The organism is Citrobacter braakii, from assembly GCF_009648935.1.
Taxonomy (GTDB): Bacteria; Pseudomonadota; Gammaproteobacteria; order Enterobacterales; family Enterobacteriaceae; genus Citrobacter; species Citrobacter braakii.
In genome coordinates, this window is sequence record NZ_CP045771.1 from 1,386,877 (window position 1) to 1,400,897 (window position 14,021).

The window sequence follows — 14,021 nt, forward strand, 5'->3', positions numbered from 1 at the left end:
TTTCAGTACCCGATAACACCTGAGCTTTGCGCGCTGAAAATCAACCAGCCTGCCAGTCCAAGCCACGGACCGAATGCGATAAGCGGTATCGACGTCCTTCGGGTAAGGCGTAGGATCAGCCACCAGACAATGCCCAGCAATGATGCAGCGAGTAAAATGGGCGGTAGCGCTGGCCATCCACACCAGGCACCCATCGCCGCCAGTAGCTTGGCGTCACCCAGGCCGATGCCCTCTTTTCCCGCGAGTATTTTGCATCCCCACCAGACCAGCCATAGCGTCAGATAGCCAGCGACAGCGCCGTACAGCGCGTCGGGTAACATCTCTCTGTCGTAAACGCTGTGATATAGCAGACCGAGCCAGAGCAGCGGCTGCGTCAGCACATCCGGCAGCAGGTACGTCCGGAGATCAATTTGCGCCAGGGCGAAAATAAACCAGAACAGCGTCATGATGGCAATTGCATCTGATATTGAAGAGACAAACGCGGCGCTAAGCGCAAAAACACAAGAACACGCCAGTTCAGTCAGTGGGTAACGCCATGAAATGGGCTGAGCGCAGGCCTGGCAACGCCCCCGCTGCCACAGCCAACTGAATAGTGGAATAGTGTTACGCACCGATAGCCTGTGCTGGCAGTGTGGACAGTGCGACGGAGGCCAGGCGATATTCCATGTTTCGCTGTGCCGATGCTCAATCATGATCGGCAGTCGATAAACCACTACATTCATAAAGCTGCCGACTATCAGCCCGACAAGCGCCATTGCTGCAATGTTAATGAGTTCCGTCATTTCCCCACCGGATAGAGTTCAAGGGCTTCCACCGCAATCTCCCCGGCGACCGGGCGGGCGCTAAACGTGAGTTGCGAAACCTGTATTCCCTCATTTTGTAGGGTATTAAGCCACGCAAATAATGGTTCGGTTTTGACAACGGGAAGCGAGATCGCAAAATGATCGGGAGTGGATGTCACAACGCTGATATTCAAACCTGCCTGCTGCGCGCTATGTTGTATCAGCGCCGGATCGGTCTTTGTGCCCGGTCTGCTGGCAACTAATCCGCGACGCTGAATCGCCTCATTTACCCACTGGATCTCACTCCTGAGACGATCATTTTCCTGTCCCTGCTGTGCAATAGCGTTATCCAGGGGCTGAACCACGCCGTACCAGAATCCCGCCAGCAGACAGAAAACGGCGAGGAATATCAGACTGCGTTGCTCTCTGCCGTTTTTTTCGCTCCACCAGCTATTCATATTCATTTGCGCTCCTTCAGGGTCAGCCGGACGCTACCTGTCGTCCCTTCTGGCGGTTGAGTCAGGATAAATTCGTCGTTTGTCTGCACCATAAAGCGGCGAAGATGTTCCGGATCGCGAACGTTGAGCGTCAGGGTAAAAAGGCGTTGTTCGAGCCGGTAGTTGACCTCGCGGATGGTAAGCCCCGGCAATGTGCTTAATCGGGTCTGAAGCTGAGTCAGTAACGTCAGCACATCCGGATAGCGATCCCTCGCGGACGATTCGAAGAAATATTTAAAATTGTTGTTGCGGTTATCACCTGGGAAATAGCGGTTCCACAGGGTGGCACCTTCCGCTGAGAGCACCTGTTTCTGTTGATGAACCTGCCAGAGCATCACCCCTTTCAGCCCTGAGAAGAGCGCTATCGCCAGGGCAAATGTTGCTATGGCGGCATATTTCAGCAGACGCGGGGTCGGTTGTGTCGGGGGCAAAGGGCGGAAGCTGCCGTGTAATACGTTAATGTCCTGAATATTATCGCCATTGCAGGCGCACGCCAGCGGCGGCTGCCAGTCAAGGTATTCGACATAAGCGTGAGGCACAGGAAGTGGGCTGGCGCTGATGATTTTTTGCTCTGTATGGCTGGCGAGTAAATGAGTGAGCAGTGCCTCACTCAGCACGCCTGTTTTCCACGCGTCGTAACGGATTAACCATCGCTCATCTTGTTGTAGCAGACTCCAGCTATCCGTGACATACGGCAGCCAGAAACCATCCGGAACGATATGCGTCAACGTCACGCCAGCTGTGCGGAAAGTCGTCAATAGATCGTTCAGCGTGGTCCTGGCGATCCCGGCGAGATGGAGCGTGTTTTCTTCTCTGGCGAGAACCGTCCAGTGCAGGCTGTCTGTATCACCGACAACGGCGTCCTCCACCAGCCAGCCCAGCGTTTGTTCACTGATTTTGTAGTTTTCCGTCGGTAATTCGACGCGGCGAAAACAGAAATAATCAGGCGACAGGAACAGGCGGGCGTTACCGGCATCCGGCAGGTCGGCCAGCGCGTTCGGCTGGAGGTAATCCGCTTGTTCAACAATAACCGGAAGTTGTGCCTCGTTGGGGCAGCACCATTCCAGTTTTCCCGGCAGCGGACGTAGCAGTAAAGTGTCTGGCGTCATTTAGTTCCCTTTAATGGTCGCGCGCCACGCTTTTGCGGGCTGTAATAAACAGAGCCTTTCTTTTGGGATCGTATTCCAGCTGGCTGATGGTGCTCCCGGCGCTATCGCCCTGTTCGATAGTCGTTTCAAGGCGGAAGTAACGACTGGTCGCCACCGCAATGCTTTTGAATGTGGTCTGCGACAGCTTATGAGCCGGATTATCCTTATCGAATGTCTTTAACAACGTCTCAATGCTGATTTTGCGTCCTTTGCGTGGGGTATCAAAAAAGCGCTCAATCTCGCGTGGCGGGACAGCATTATTGAGTATCGCCGCAAGCAACGGTGCATCCCGGCGCGTCAGGGTGTTGATGTTGATTTTTAGCTCATCATCAGGCAGCGCGCAGAGTAGCGGGGAGATTTGCTGGTAAAGAGAAAGCGTCATCCCTTTGATTTGTTTGAGCTCACTGATTGACCAGATACGTCGTCCGCCAATGGTGTGGGGGTCGTTACTTGTTTGGTAATACTCATTTTCGGCACCGGAGGCGCGTGGAATATCGTCGTTATCGATGTAGTCGGCGATAGCATCAACCAGCGCCTCAGCTTGGGCATTGGTGACGCCAATGTTGTCCAGCAGTGCCAGAAAGACGCTCACGCTGGCGGGCGGCTCTTTCATTCGGTCGGTCGGGGCGTTAATCAGCGCATTAATGTTGTAACAGGCCTGCTCGTCAGATAGCTGCCAACTGACAACGTCGCCGCTGGCGAGCTGAATACGCTGCGGCTGCGCCCAGAGCTGCTCGTGAGTGAGGTATTTCTCATTATCCCGCAGGTCCTGTTCAAGAATACGCATGGCCTGGCTTTCAGCCAGCTCTGCCAGCCAGTTTTGCTGTAGCCGCATCCGGGTGTAGCTGGTGCGTTTGAGGTTGATCTGGTAGCGCACGGTCATTTCGCTGGCCAGCGCCGCCATAATTGCCAGGATCATCAGCACTACCAGCAGCGCCACGCCCTTTTGCCGGGTCATTGCTGTTCTCCTGGCTGGCGGTTCTCTGGCCACAGCGTCAGACGAGTTATCGTGCCGGAATCAGCAAGTTTAAGAGTGACTTCCATCGCGCCAGGAGATGGAATTTTCGCCGTGTCCGTCCACGCTTTCTCTTTACTGTTGTAATAACGCAACGTGAAGGCGTTCACACCATTGAGCATCGGCTGAGTGATGGCCGGAGTTGCATCTTCCGGGTAGCGCCAGAGCGTGCGGTATAAGGTATGATCCTGCAGATACCACTGAACTCGCTGGATATCGGGCGCGCAGCAGGCGCCAGGATAACTGTTACTGCTGGCTGTCGTCAGCATCAGCGTCTCTTTTTCGCCCTGCAATTCGGTTACCGGCACCCGCTGTCGGATATCTTTATCCAGCAAATTGACGGTACGCACGATAGCGGAAAAACGCTGCTGATGCTTTTTGGTCTGCTCGTTACTGTCAATTGTCGTTGTCAGCATCTGCGCCGTCAGCAGGCTGAGCATGGCGAACAGAGCAATAGCCAGTAAAACTTCCAGCAGGGTAAAGCCGCGCTGTTTCTCAGGGCCGGGAGACATTTTGCGGTCCTCCTTGCGGCGAGGGAATAAAGCGCTGCAGGCGGATCTGCTGTTTGTCCTCAAGAGCGACGTCTGCTGTCCAGGTGCTGAGGCCAGAAGCATCGGCGGGTGAGACTGTTAACGACCAGTCCCAGCGGCGTTTACCCATTATGCTGCTGCCTGTGGCGGTTTTAGCGGGGCTCTGCCCGGCCAGTTGATAGGTTTTGAGCGTATTATCCGCTACCCAACCGGCAAGCACCTGTTCTTCCATTTTTGCGGTGGCGCTAACCTGGCCATGCAGGCTGTTGAGTAGCGCGAGAGAGCAGGTGGCGAAAATGAATATAGCCAGGAGCACTTCCAGAAGCGTCATTCCTGATTGCCTTTGGCTCATCGGCTGTCGCCTCGGGTGAGCACCAGCGGCAGCCCGCCGGTACTGGCGAGCGTGAACAGCAGCGTATTATTTTTACGGCTGCGGATGTGTAGCGTAAACGGCGTAATTTCACCGTCCGGGTGAATCAGAATTTGCGGCGTGCCGACGGATTGCCTGGCGAGCGACGCTGGGAACAGAGCCACCTGCCAGTCATTTTCCCACTTGCCCTCGGTCGCCAGGCGATAGAACTGGGTTGGCGTCTGCCAGCGATTGCCAATCGGTGTGACGATGCGCCAGCCTTGTTCGCGGATCTCAATACCGGTACTGCGGTCCTCCATGGTTGACCAGTCGGCGGCATATTCAGTCAGTGCCGCCAGCTGTTCGGCTGCAGTAATAGCTTTCGCGGTATCATTTTGTCGCCCGTAGGTCATCATCACCAGCGAGGCGCCAAGCGCGATAATCGTCAGCACCAGAATGACTTCCAGTAGCGTGAATCCCTTCTGCCTCATTCCGATTATTTCGCTTTACCCAGTTCCCAGTTAGTAATGTCGTCAGCGGTGCCGGGTTCACCGTCCTGACCTGCGGAGAGAATATCGTAATCGCCGTGTTCACCGGGGCTTACCAGCAGATACTCATTACCCCAGGGATCCTGTGGCAGACGCTTGATATAGCCCTTCGCGTTATAATTTTCCGGGATTGGGCTGGCGGTCGGTTTTTCGACCAGCGCCTTTAGCCCCTGCGCCGTCAGCGGATAGCGATAGTTATCCAGTTTGTACATATCCAGCGCATTCTCCAGTGCCACGATGTCGCTGACGGCTTTCTGGTGATCGGCTTTGTCTTTATTGCCCATTAAACTGGGGACGACCAGGCTTGCGAGGATGCCCAAAATAACCAGCACCACCATCATCTCCAGCAGCGTAAATCCTCGCTGCTTATGTGCATCACTATTCACGTTTTATCCTTAACTTACCAATGAGTTGAGTTGCAAAATGGGTTGCAGAACCGAGACGATGATGAACAGCACAATCATCGCCATCGTAATAATCAGCGCGGGTTCAAACAGCGCCAGCGTCAGCGCAATGCGGTTTTGTAGCAGTGTTTCCTGCTGGTCGGCGGCGCGCGCCATTAGCTCGCTGAGCTGGCCGCTTTTTTCCCCGGAGGCAATCATGTAGAGCATCATCGGCGGGAAGAGATCGCATTTTTCCAGGGCGAGATGAAAGCCTGAACCCTGGCGCACGCGCTCCGCAGCCTGACCCAGCCGCTGACTAATTTCTTGGTTACCGATGCCTTCGGTTGCCAGCGTCATCCCTTCCAGCAGCGGAACGCCGCTGATATTGAGAATGCTCAGGGTGCGCAGATAACGGGCGCAGTGGATAGCGCGCAGCAGGGCGCGACTGGGTTTGAAATCAAGAAGCCAGCGGTCAAGCAGATGCCGTTTGCCGGGACGGGTGAGCCAGTGGCGAAACAGGAAAAAGGCAATCAGCAGCGATGCGATTACCCACAATCCGTAGTCGCGCATGGCACCACTGATTGCCAGTAACACGCGCGTGGACATCGGCAGCGCTTCTTTCATATGCAGAAACTGCTCCACGATTTTGGGCACTACGGTGGTGAGCAGGATAGCGACGACGGCGATCGCCACGCTGGTCAGCAGGGAAGGATAAATCAGTGACTGGATGAGTTTACTGCGCGTTGCCTGGCGTAACTCATTGTAGTCAGCCAGCTTTTCCAGCACACAGCCGAGCTGTCCGCTTTTTTCACCGGCTTTCACCAGCGTGCGGTAAATGGAATCGAAGATCCGCGGCCAGGCGGCCAGCGATTCGGAAAGCGTATGTCCGGCGAGGATCCGTTCGCGCAGGTCGTGTAGCACCAGCCCCAGTTTATTATTTTTGTTCTGCCGGCCAATAACAAACAGCGCCTCTTCAAGCGGTAGCGAAGCGTTGGCCAGTGTGGCGAGCTGGCGGGTGAACAGCGCCAGTTCACTGCCGCTAAGCCGTAAACGAGGCGTTTTTTTTACCGTCCGTAACAGCGAAATGACCTTTTTCTCATTTAACACCAGCGGGTGCAGCCCCTGGGCGCGCAGCGCCTCGCGCGCCTCTTTGCTGCTGGCGGCATCCAGCGTTCCACGGTGAGTCGTGCCGCTGTCATCCATTGCCTGCCATTGATATTTCATCGTGTATCCTCTTGCGCAGAGGTGACGCGCATGACTTCCTCAAGCGTGGTCTCGCCTGCCAGCACGCGCAGCAGGCCGTTCTCCCGCAGGCTCCGGCTTTGCTGGCGCAGGCACTGCTCCAGGGCGTGTTCATCGGCGTCGCGATGGATGATGCTGCGCATAGTTTTATCCACCAGCATAATTTCATGAATCGCCAGTCGCCCCTGGTAGCCAGTTCCCCGACATTCGCCGCATCCGCAAGCCAGCCAGATTGTCTGAGCGGTGGGATCGAGCGCGTGCAGGAGGGATTTCTGAGAGTCAGGAATGGGAGCATGCACGCGGCAGGCCGGACAGAGGCGACGCACCAGGCGTTGGGCGATAACGCCGCTTAGCGATGATGAGAGCAGGAAAGGTTCAACGCCCATGTCCCGTAATCGGGTGATCGCACCGCAGGCGCTGTTAGTGTGCAGGGTGGAAAGCACCAGATGTCCGGTGAGCGATGCCTGAACCGCTATCTGCGCGGTTTCGGCGTCACGAATTTCGCCGACCATGACGATGTCCGGATCCTGGCGCAGGATGGCACGCAGTCCCCTGGCGAAAGACATATCCACCCGGCTGTTTACCTGGGTTTGTCCGACGCCTTCCAGCTCGTACTCGATGGGATCTTCGACGGTCAGGATATTACGCTGGGGGGAATTCAGCTCGGCGAGAATCGCATACAGCGTGGTGCTTTTTCCCGAACCTGTCGGGCCGGTGACGAGAATGATGCCGTGCGGCTGCTGTACTAAACCCTTCAGCCGCAGGCTATCCACCGCCGATAGCCCCATATTCTCCAGCGTCAGGCGCAGACTGTTTTTATCCAGCAGACGCAATACAGCTCTTTCGCCGTACTGCGAGGGCAACGTCGAAACGCGGACGTCAATATTTTTGCGTCCGAGGCGCAGGGAAATACGCCCATCCTGCGGCAGTCGTTTTTCGGCAATATCCAGCCGCGCCATGACTTTGATACGTGAAATCAGCAGCGGCGCCAGTTTTTTAGCGGGCTGAAGGACTGGCTTGAGGACACCATCGATACGAAAACGCACCACCAGCGATTTTTCGAAGGTTTCGATATGCACATCCGACGCGCCTTCCCTCACGGCTTCATGAAGAACCGCGTTGATCAGGCGGATAACCGGTGCGTCGTTTTCATCACTGAGTAGATCGGCATTGTCGGGTAACTCCTCGCTCAGCGCCGTCAGGTCGATCTCCTGATCGATATCCTGGGCAATCTGCCGGGACTCTCCGGCGCCGTGCTGGAAAAGTTGCTCCAGGTGGTCGTCAAATTGCGTTGGCGTCAGGCGGCTGAAGCGCTGACAGGCAACGCTGGCCTCGAGCACGTTTTCCTGTGGCGTGTCGGTGCGGTAGAACAATTCATCCACCGCGACCGCGATACCAAATTTTTGCCCCTGTGCGTAATTAAGCGGCAGAGGATGCTGGGGAGGAATGCGCGTCCATAAGTCAGTCATGTTGGATCACTCCCGGAAGGGGTTGCGCGATGGCTGGCTGTTGGGCTCATCGGACGACACATCGAAATTCAGCTCTTTAAGCATCGGGCGTTCTTCGTCCTTCACGCCAAGCAATCCACTGGATTGCTTATCAATACGCTGCTGCTGTAAATCACGAAATCGGGTGTACTTATCCTTTGAGAGCGAACGATAAACCTCGTCGTCGCGAATAATGGTCGGCCTGATAAAGACCATCAAATTACGCTTCGCATTTTCCGTTGAGGTGTAGCGGAATAGCTGTCCGAGAACAGGGATATCGCCCAGCAGCGGTACTTTGGAAACCTGCTCTTTGCTTGAATCATCCAGCAGGCCACCCAGCACCACGGTTTCGCCGCTTTTGACCAGCACGGCATTCTGGATAGTGCGGGTGTTGAACGTTGGGCCGAGATCGCTGGCGTTACCGGAAGCGGTATCGACGCTCGACACTTCCTGCTCGATCTCCATCAGCACCGCGTCGCCTTCGTTGATTTGCGGTGTGACCTTCAGTTTGGTGCCGACGGTTTTACGTTCGACCGTATTAAAAACGTTGTCGCCGGAGGTCGTTTGCGAGCCGGAAAGCACCGGCACATCCTGGCCGACATTAAACGACGCTTCTTTGTTATCCAGCGTCACAATGCTGGGGGTGGCGAGGATATCGTTTTTGTTGTCGGAGGAGATCGCGGTGAGCAGGACGCTCCAGTCCCCCTCAAAGAAGCCCGTCGCCAGGCCGTTAAAACTGCTTAACGCGCTGGCAATAGGGTTGTCGCTGGTCATCGAACCATTTTTATCAAACTGGCGCGCGCCTCTTGATGCGTCGAAAATCGGCAGCCCCGTTTTGGTAAACTGCTGACCGCCGACGTTGCTGTTGGCCCACTGCACGCCAAGATTCAGGCCGTTGCCATCCTGGACTTCCACAATGATGGCTTCAACCAGTACCTGTGCGCGGCGAATATCCAGACGAGCGATGACTTTTTCCAGCTCCTGCATGGTGCTCTGGTCTGCGGTAATGACCACCGAGTTGGTTTGTTCATCGGCGTTAATCGAGACATCCCGGGAAGGGGTAGCCACGCTCTGCGAAGACGACTGCTTGTCTTCCGTCAGTTTGGTTGACACGCCGGTCAGCACTTCAACGATTTTAGTGGCTTTGGCGTATTTCAGATAGAACACGCGAGTATTGCCCTGCGTGGTCTGTTCGATATCCAGTTTAGCGATTAAAGATTTCATCCGCTGGCGCACATTGTCCGGCCCGCTGATAAGAAGGGCGTTGGTGCGCTTGTCGGCGACAATTTTAGGCAGCAGGATCTGCGTTGGGTTTTCCTTTGACTCTTCGCGAATCAGGCTGTTAATTACATCAGATAAATCAACTGCCGAGGCGTAGCGCAGTTTGATAAGCTCACGTTCCTGAGTACCGATAACATCGACCCGTTTCACAACCTCAAGGATGCGATTGACTATATTGGCTTTGCCGGTGATCAACAGCGCATTAGAAGGATCATAATGTACGACGTTGCCGATGCCGCCGCTGTCCATCATCTGGCGTAATAGCGGAGCCAGATCGCGTACCGGGACATTTTTCAGCGCCACGACGCGGGTGATAAATTCATCGCCGACCGCTGGTTGCGACTGTGCCAATACTTTCCCCGGCGCGGTCTTAAGCGTTGCGGAGCGAACAACCTTCAGCAGGCCGTTATCCAGGGTGATAACCGAGTAGCCGTAGATATCGAGAACGCTGAGAAAAAACTGGTAGTATTCCTCCTCGTTGAAACTGTCAAAGCTGCGAACGGAGATTTTTCCCTGGACGGACGGATCGATCAGAATGGTTTTGCCCATTTGCTTACTGACCGAGGTAATAAACTCCCGGAGATCCGCATCCTGGAAGTTTGCCGAATATTGCGCTGACATGGTTTGAAATGGAAAGGCGCAAAACTGGAGCGCCAATATCCATGCAGCCGTTTTTTTAATTCCTTTGCGCAATTTTGTCGTCCTTAAGGTTAATCATTCTCAGTAACGGATACATTCACCAACGCTTCCTGACCGTTTCGTATCACGGTAAACTGGGCAGAGTTTAAGGTTACAAATTCCTGTAGTGCCGCTTTTGCTGACGTTTCCTGAGTTAGCGGGTGGTTGTTCATTTTGATCGCAATATCGCCTGGCCTGAGTCCGGTTGCTATAAAACGTTCAACCGGACCACGGGCGTTTAATCTGACGCCCTGTAGCGCTTCCTGCTGATAGATAAAGTTGGTAATAATGATGTCGCTGAGGGAATGTGGCGCGCTGTCATGTGGCAGCGATGGTGCCGGCACCCTGGAGGATATATCAGGCTCATCAATAAAAGCGATGCGTTGCCGGGAGCCATTGTTATCAATCGTCACGCTATTATTATCAATGTCCGTAATTTTTACGTCAGGGAGATCGTCAAGTTTATCTCCGGTACTGTAAAATTTTGCTTTCTCATTAATGGTGATAATAGCCTGTGAACGTGTTTTTAGCGTGCTCGCAATAATGCCATTTAGCTGGAGATTGAGCATCGAATTTTTAATTGAAACATCTTCTTTATTATCAGTCGCGTTTTCCCTACTGTTTTTCGGTAAATTCATTGGCAGCCTGAGGACAACGGACGTTATTGAGTGACTGGTTTTGTTTTTCGTATTGATAGAATCAATAAATAATCTATAGGCATATAACGAATGAATAATAACAATGACACCGACAAAAAACATAACGCAGTACAGCACATCGTTACGCTTTCTCTTAAATATAAAGGTAAATTGCTTCGCGATAACATCCATTGTTAATAGCATGCCTGTTCTTTTCGGGAGAAGCATGATATAGGCTTACTTTCAGGTTTTCAATTTAATCGTCGGAACATGTCGTTTAATTCAAATATAAAAAATTGATAATATTTACCTGACATATAATAAGTTAAATGCCCGCATCAATTACTGGAACTTATCGATGACTGAACGCGCATTACCGTATGCAATTTACTCTTTTTCGCAACATACCCTTATCAAGAATATCTTTATTCATGAGCTGGGCGCTGGCGATGTGGGCGTATTATGCGGCAAACCGGGGTGTGGTAAATCGACGCTTATTTATCAGTTAGGTAAGGATTTTCCCGGCAGGGTAGTGGTGTTTACCGCCACCGGTTTATCTGGTTTCTGTCAATTGACACACACGGCGTGTACGCAGGGAAAACTCCAGCCAGACTGGCGAGATGTGAGAATTAGCCGTTTCTGGTCAACGCTGATGCCTGCCCTTAGTCCGGCAGCGCAACCAATAATAATTGTCATTGATAATGCTGACGCACTCGCCAGACATCTTCCGGCATTTGTCGATAATTTCCGTCATCTGGCGGCTTCATTTGACGCTGGCGCCAGCTTGCTACTGGTGGGGGGCGAAGAGCTCAGGCGGAACCGACGACTTAAACGGCGTGTTACGCTGTCGGCGAGTATCGCTGCGCCGACGGACGATGAATATCTTGATTTTATGCATCAACAGCAACTGCGTGAGGCGGATGGCGAGCCTGTGCGGATGCGTCATGAATTTGTGCGCAAAGCGGTTCGGGCAGTGCAGGGAAACCTGGCGTTGCTGGGGCGCATCGCCCGGGCGGCGAGAAAAATAGCAACGGACAGGCAAGCGGATGTGTTAACCGCTCAACAGGAAAGATTGTTGCTGGAAACATTTACTCTCCGTTCTTGCGTATTGCGCAAGGGAATACTGCCCGGACTTTACGCTGCGCTGGCTTTGACGTTCGGCTGGCTGGCGGTTGATGTTTTTCCCCTTCAACTTCCTGTGCCCGCCGGATTAACGGTGGCGATGACGCAAAAAAAGGAAAACCTGCCGGATATTGGCGACGCACGGGGAGGATTACGCGATGCCATGCAGCAATTATTCAGCGTCTGGGGATTCGACACAGCGCATGACGAGGCATGGTGTGACCAGGCCGATCGCGCTGAGTTGGTGTGCGAAAGCGGCAAGGAACGTTTAGATAACCTCATCAGGCGCGGGTTGCCGTGGATCGCGCATTTGAATATCGATAAACAACCGGTCTACGGTGTTGTGATGCGTGTATCAGGAAACGAGCTGGATCTTATCATTGATAATAAAACCTGGATCGTCAGTCAGGAGTGGCTGGCGAAGCACTGGCAGGGAAATTATACCCTGATGCTCAATTTAACGCCTGACAGGAAAATGCAGATCGGTGAAAAGAGTCCGGCGGAAACCATCATCTGGTTTGATACGATGCTGAGCCGCGCGCTGGGCGTTCCCGGCGATAAATCAGGCTCATGGACGCCATGGTTAATCGAAAAGGTCAAAGCATTCCAGCAGCGGGAGAATTTGCCTGTGGATGGTAAGCCGGGAAAAGAGACGCTGATAAGGCTGCGTCAGAGTCTTGGAGACGCGCCGGTATTAATCAATGAGTCGGCACCCGTGCCAACACATGTGTCATCTAAGGAGCGTATGTGATGATGCACATCTATCAACCCATTGATGCGAAAACAGTGTCGAGTTGCCGCTGGCGGCAGGCGCTGCGTTCCTGTTGCTGGCTGTTGTGGGTCAGCCTGATGCTAATGTGCGGCTACTACGGACATTATGTCTGGTTGGTGCGCCATCCGACAACCGCCACGCAGGGAGTGCCCGATTCTCAGGCGTATCGACTCTCGGATGTGCATTACATTTTTAAGCGGAAGCCTCTGCCGATACGCATCGATTTACCCACCCAAAACGAAGAGGGTGACAGTATGTTGGAAGAGATACCCTATGATGAAGCATCCGGGCAGGAAGCGCCGGATGGCGAAGTATTGCGCTCACGTGTGCAACAAGCGCTGAGAGAAATCGATGGCAAATAGCCATAATCACTTGCATCCGTACTGGCTATACGTATAATACGCCAGCCTGTCAAATCTGACGGGTAGTTCGATATGAACTGTGGCGGTTTACCGTCAACAACGCTCCCAATCAGGGGGCTACGTAAGAACGGTTACACTCTCCCATCAATCGTAATGGGTTTGAGGAGTAACTATTTCGTCTATAAAATAATTGGAGCTCTGGTCTCATGCAGAACCAAAGAATCCGTATCCGTTTGAAAGCGTTTGATCATCGTCTGATCGATCAATCAACCGCGGAAATCGTCGAGACTGCCAAGCGCACTGGTGCGCAGGTTCGTGGTCCGATCCCGCTGCCGACCCGCAAAGAGCGTTTCACCGTTCTGATCTCCCCGCACGTCAACAAAGACGCGCGTGATCAGTACGAGATCCGTACTCACAAGCGTCTGGTTGACATCGTTGAGCCAACTGAAAAAACCGTTGATGCTCTGATGCGTCTGGACCTGGCTGCCGGTGTAGACGTGCAGATCAGCCTGGGTTAATCAGGTCATCGAGCGATTGAGAGGTTGATACAATGATTGGTTTAGTCGGTAAAAAAGTGGGTATGACCCGCATCTTCACTGAAGATGGCGTATCTATCCCAGTAACCGTTATCGAAGTTGAAGCAAACCGCGTTACTCAGGTTAAAGATCTGGCTAACGATGGCTATCGCGCTGTTCAGGTTACCACCGGTGCTAAAAAAGCTAACCGCGTAACTAAGCCGGAAGCTGGCCACTTTGCTAAAGCTGGCGTAGAAGCTGGCCGCGGCCTGTGGGAGTTCCGTCTGGCAGATGGTGAAGAATACACCGTTGGTCAGAACATTAGCGTTGAACTGTTTGCTGACGTTAAAAAAGTTGACGTAACCGGTACCTCTAAAGGTAAAGGTTTCGCTGGTACCGTTAAGCGCTGGAACTTCCGTACCCAGGACGCTACTCACGGTAACTCCTTGTCCCACCGCGTTCCGGGTTCTATCGGTCAGAACCAGACTCCGGGCAAAGTGTTTAAAGGCAAGAAAATGGCAGGTCAGCTGGGCAACGAACGTGTAACCGTTCAGAGCCTGGACGTAGTACGTGTTGACGCTGAGCGCAACCTGCTGCTGGTTAAAGGTGGTGTTCCGGGTGCGACCGGTTGCGACCTGATCGTTAAACCAGCTGTGAAGGCGTAAGGGGATA

16 protein-coding genes are annotated in these 14,021 nt (G+C 53.5%); 4 read left to right on the forward strand and 12 right to left on the reverse strand.

Translation table 11 applies throughout. The features are described 5' to 3' along the window. Positions 1 to 2: 2 nt before the first annotated feature. Genes GFC06_RS06380 through gspC form a run of 12 tightly spaced genes read right to left on the reverse strand, consistent with a single transcriptional unit; the run spans position 3 to position 10,770 of the window. The gene (locus GFC06_RS06380) at positions 3 to 782 is read right to left on the reverse strand and encodes a prepilin peptidase (RefSeq protein WP_047501483.1); all 780 of its coding nucleotides are present in this window, start codon (positions 780 to 782) and stop codon (positions 3 to 5) included. Beyond that, positions 779 to 1,246, reverse strand: coding sequence for a type II secretion system protein GspM (gene gspM / locus GFC06_RS06385; RefSeq protein WP_153689959.1), 468 nt, complete (start codon positions 1,244 to 1,246; stop codon positions 779 to 781). Before gspM ends, GFC06_RS06380 begins: the two co-directional genes overlap by 4 nt. Continuing rightward, positions 1,243 to 2,388: a type II secretion system protein GspL gene (gspL, locus tag GFC06_RS06390; protein WP_153689960.1), complete on the reverse strand. Its 1,146-nt coding sequence runs from the start codon at positions 2,386 to 2,388 to the stop codon at positions 1,243 to 1,245. The genes gspM and gspL overlap by 4 nt, the downstream gene beginning before the upstream one ends. Positions 2,389 to 2,398: 10 nt before the next feature. Then, on the reverse strand, positions 2,399 to 3,385 hold the full coding sequence (gene gspK / locus GFC06_RS06395) for a type II secretion system minor pseudopilin GspK (RefSeq protein ID WP_153689961.1): 987 nt from the start codon (positions 3,383 to 3,385) through the stop codon (positions 2,399 to 2,401). Next, positions 3,382 to 3,954, reverse strand: a complete 573-nt coding sequence (gspJ, locus tag GFC06_RS06400; protein ID WP_153689962.1) for a type II secretion system minor pseudopilin GspJ — start codon at positions 3,952 to 3,954, stop codon at positions 3,382 to 3,384. The genes gspK and gspJ overlap by 4 nt, the downstream gene beginning before the upstream one ends. After that, positions 3,938 to 4,324 carry a type II secretion system minor pseudopilin GspI gene (gspI, locus tag GFC06_RS06405; RefSeq protein WP_153689963.1) on the reverse strand — a complete coding sequence of 129 codons (387 nt, stop codon included), beginning with the start codon at positions 4,322 to 4,324 and terminating at the stop codon, positions 3,938 to 3,940. Before gspI ends, gspJ begins: the two co-directional genes overlap by 17 nt. Beyond that, positions 4,321 to 4,812: a type II secretion system minor pseudopilin GspH gene (gspH, locus tag GFC06_RS06410; RefSeq protein ID WP_047501496.1), complete on the reverse strand. Its 492-nt coding sequence runs from the start codon at positions 4,810 to 4,812 to the stop codon at positions 4,321 to 4,323. The genes gspI and gspH overlap by 4 nt, the downstream gene beginning before the upstream one ends. A gap of 5 nt (positions 4,813 to 4,817) precedes the next feature. After that, positions 4,818 to 5,255, reverse strand: coding sequence for a type II secretion system major pseudopilin GspG (gene gspG / locus GFC06_RS06415; RefSeq protein ID WP_016154753.1), 438 nt, complete (start codon positions 5,253 to 5,255; stop codon positions 4,818 to 4,820). Positions 5,256 to 5,264: 9 nt separating this feature from the next. Continuing rightward, the gene (gspF, locus tag GFC06_RS06420) at positions 5,265 to 6,476 is read right to left on the reverse strand and encodes a type II secretion system inner membrane protein GspF (RefSeq protein WP_153689964.1); all 1,212 of its coding nucleotides are present in this window, start codon (positions 6,474 to 6,476) and stop codon (positions 5,265 to 5,267) included. Then, entirely contained in the window at positions 6,473 to 7,963 is a 1,491-nt protein-coding gene (gene gspE, locus GFC06_RS06425) for a type II secretion system ATPase GspE (protein WP_153689965.1), read from the reverse strand. The genes gspF and gspE overlap by 4 nt, the downstream gene beginning before the upstream one ends. Before the next feature lie 6 nt (positions 7,964 to 7,969). Next, positions 7,970 to 9,955 (reverse strand): type II secretion system secretin GspD, encoded by a 1,986-nt coding sequence (gene gspD / locus GFC06_RS06430; protein WP_103767382.1) that lies wholly within the window; start codon positions 9,953 to 9,955, stop codon positions 7,970 to 7,972. 17 nt (positions 9,956 to 9,972) lie between these two features. Next, entirely contained in the window at positions 9,973 to 10,770 is a 798-nt protein-coding gene (gene gspC / locus GFC06_RS06435; protein ID WP_153689966.1) for a type II secretion system protein GspC, read from the reverse strand. Between the two features lie 166 nt (positions 10,771 to 10,936). Between gspC and GFC06_RS06440 the strand changes: the two genes are divergently transcribed. The 4 genes from GFC06_RS06440 (at position 10,937) to rplC (ending at position 14,014) form a co-directional block, all read left to right on the forward strand. Then, entirely contained in the window at positions 10,937 to 12,451 is a 1,515-nt protein-coding gene (locus tag GFC06_RS06440) for an AAA family ATPase (protein WP_153689967.1), read from the forward strand. Continuing rightward, the gene (locus tag GFC06_RS06445; RefSeq protein WP_047501509.1) at positions 12,451 to 12,834 is read left to right on the forward strand and encodes a hypothetical protein; all 384 of its coding nucleotides are present in this window, start codon (positions 12,451 to 12,453) and stop codon (positions 12,832 to 12,834) included. Before GFC06_RS06440 ends, GFC06_RS06445 begins: the two co-directional genes overlap by 1 nt. A gap of 206 nt (positions 12,835 to 13,040) precedes the next feature. Continuing rightward, on the forward strand, positions 13,041 to 13,352 hold the full coding sequence (gene rpsJ / locus GFC06_RS06450; protein WP_001181005.1) for a 30S ribosomal protein S10: 312 nt from the start codon (positions 13,041 to 13,043) through the stop codon (positions 13,350 to 13,352). Positions 13,353 to 13,384: 32 nt separating this feature from the next. Then, positions 13,385 to 14,014, forward strand: a complete 630-nt coding sequence (gene rplC / locus GFC06_RS06455; protein ID WP_003031117.1) for a 50S ribosomal protein L3 — start codon at positions 13,385 to 13,387, stop codon at positions 14,012 to 14,014. The last annotated feature ends 7 nt before the right edge of the window (positions 14,015 to 14,021 follow it).

Excerpts from the sequence above, each read along its gene's own strand:
- GFC06_RS06380 (WP_047501483.1), bottom strand. The coding sequence starts at position 782 with ATGACGGAACTCATTAACATTGCAGCAATGGCGCTTGTCGGGCTGATA.
- gspM (WP_153689959.1), bottom strand. The coding sequence starts at position 1,246 with ATGAATATGAATAGCTGGTGGAGCGAAAAAAACGGCAGAGAGCAACGC.
- gspL (WP_153689960.1), bottom strand. The coding sequence starts at position 2,388 with ATGACGCCAGACACTTTACTGCTACGTCCGCTGCCGGGAAAACTGGAA.
- gspK (WP_153689961.1), bottom strand. The coding sequence starts at position 3,385 with ATGACCCGGCAAAAGGGCGTGGCGCTGCTGGTAGTGCTGATGATCCTG.
- gspJ (WP_153689962.1), bottom strand. The coding sequence starts at position 3,954 with ATGTCTCCCGGCCCTGAGAAACAGCGCGGCTTTACCCTGCTGGAAGTT.
- gspI (WP_153689963.1), bottom strand. The coding sequence starts at position 4,324 with ATGAGCCAAAGGCAATCAGGAATGACGCTTCTGGAAGTGCTCCTGGCT.
- gspH (WP_047501496.1), bottom strand. The coding sequence starts at position 4,812 with ATGAGGCAGAAGGGATTCACGCTACTGGAAGTCATTCTGGTGCTGACG.
- gspF (WP_153689964.1), bottom strand. The coding sequence starts at position 6,476 with ATGAAATATCAATGGCAGGCAATGGATGACAGCGGCACGACTCACCGT.
- gspE (WP_153689965.1), bottom strand. The coding sequence starts at position 7,963 with ATGACTGACTTATGGACGCGCATTCCTCCCCAGCATCCTCTGCCGCTT.
- gspC (WP_153689966.1), bottom strand. The coding sequence starts at position 10,770 with ATGGATGTTATCGCGAAGCAATTTACCTTTATATTTAAGAGAAAGCGT.
- GFC06_RS06440 (WP_153689967.1), top strand. The coding sequence starts at position 10,937 with ATGACTGAACGCGCATTACCGTATGCAATTTACTCTTTTTCGCAACAT.
- GFC06_RS06445 (WP_047501509.1), top strand. The coding sequence starts at position 12,451 with ATGATGCACATCTATCAACCCATTGATGCGAAAACAGTGTCGAGTTGC.
- rpsJ (WP_001181005.1), top strand. The coding sequence starts at position 13,041 with ATGCAGAACCAAAGAATCCGTATCCGTTTGAAAGCGTTTGATCATCGT.
- rplC (WP_003031117.1), top strand. The coding sequence starts at position 13,385 with ATGATTGGTTTAGTCGGTAAAAAAGTGGGTATGACCCGCATCTTCACT.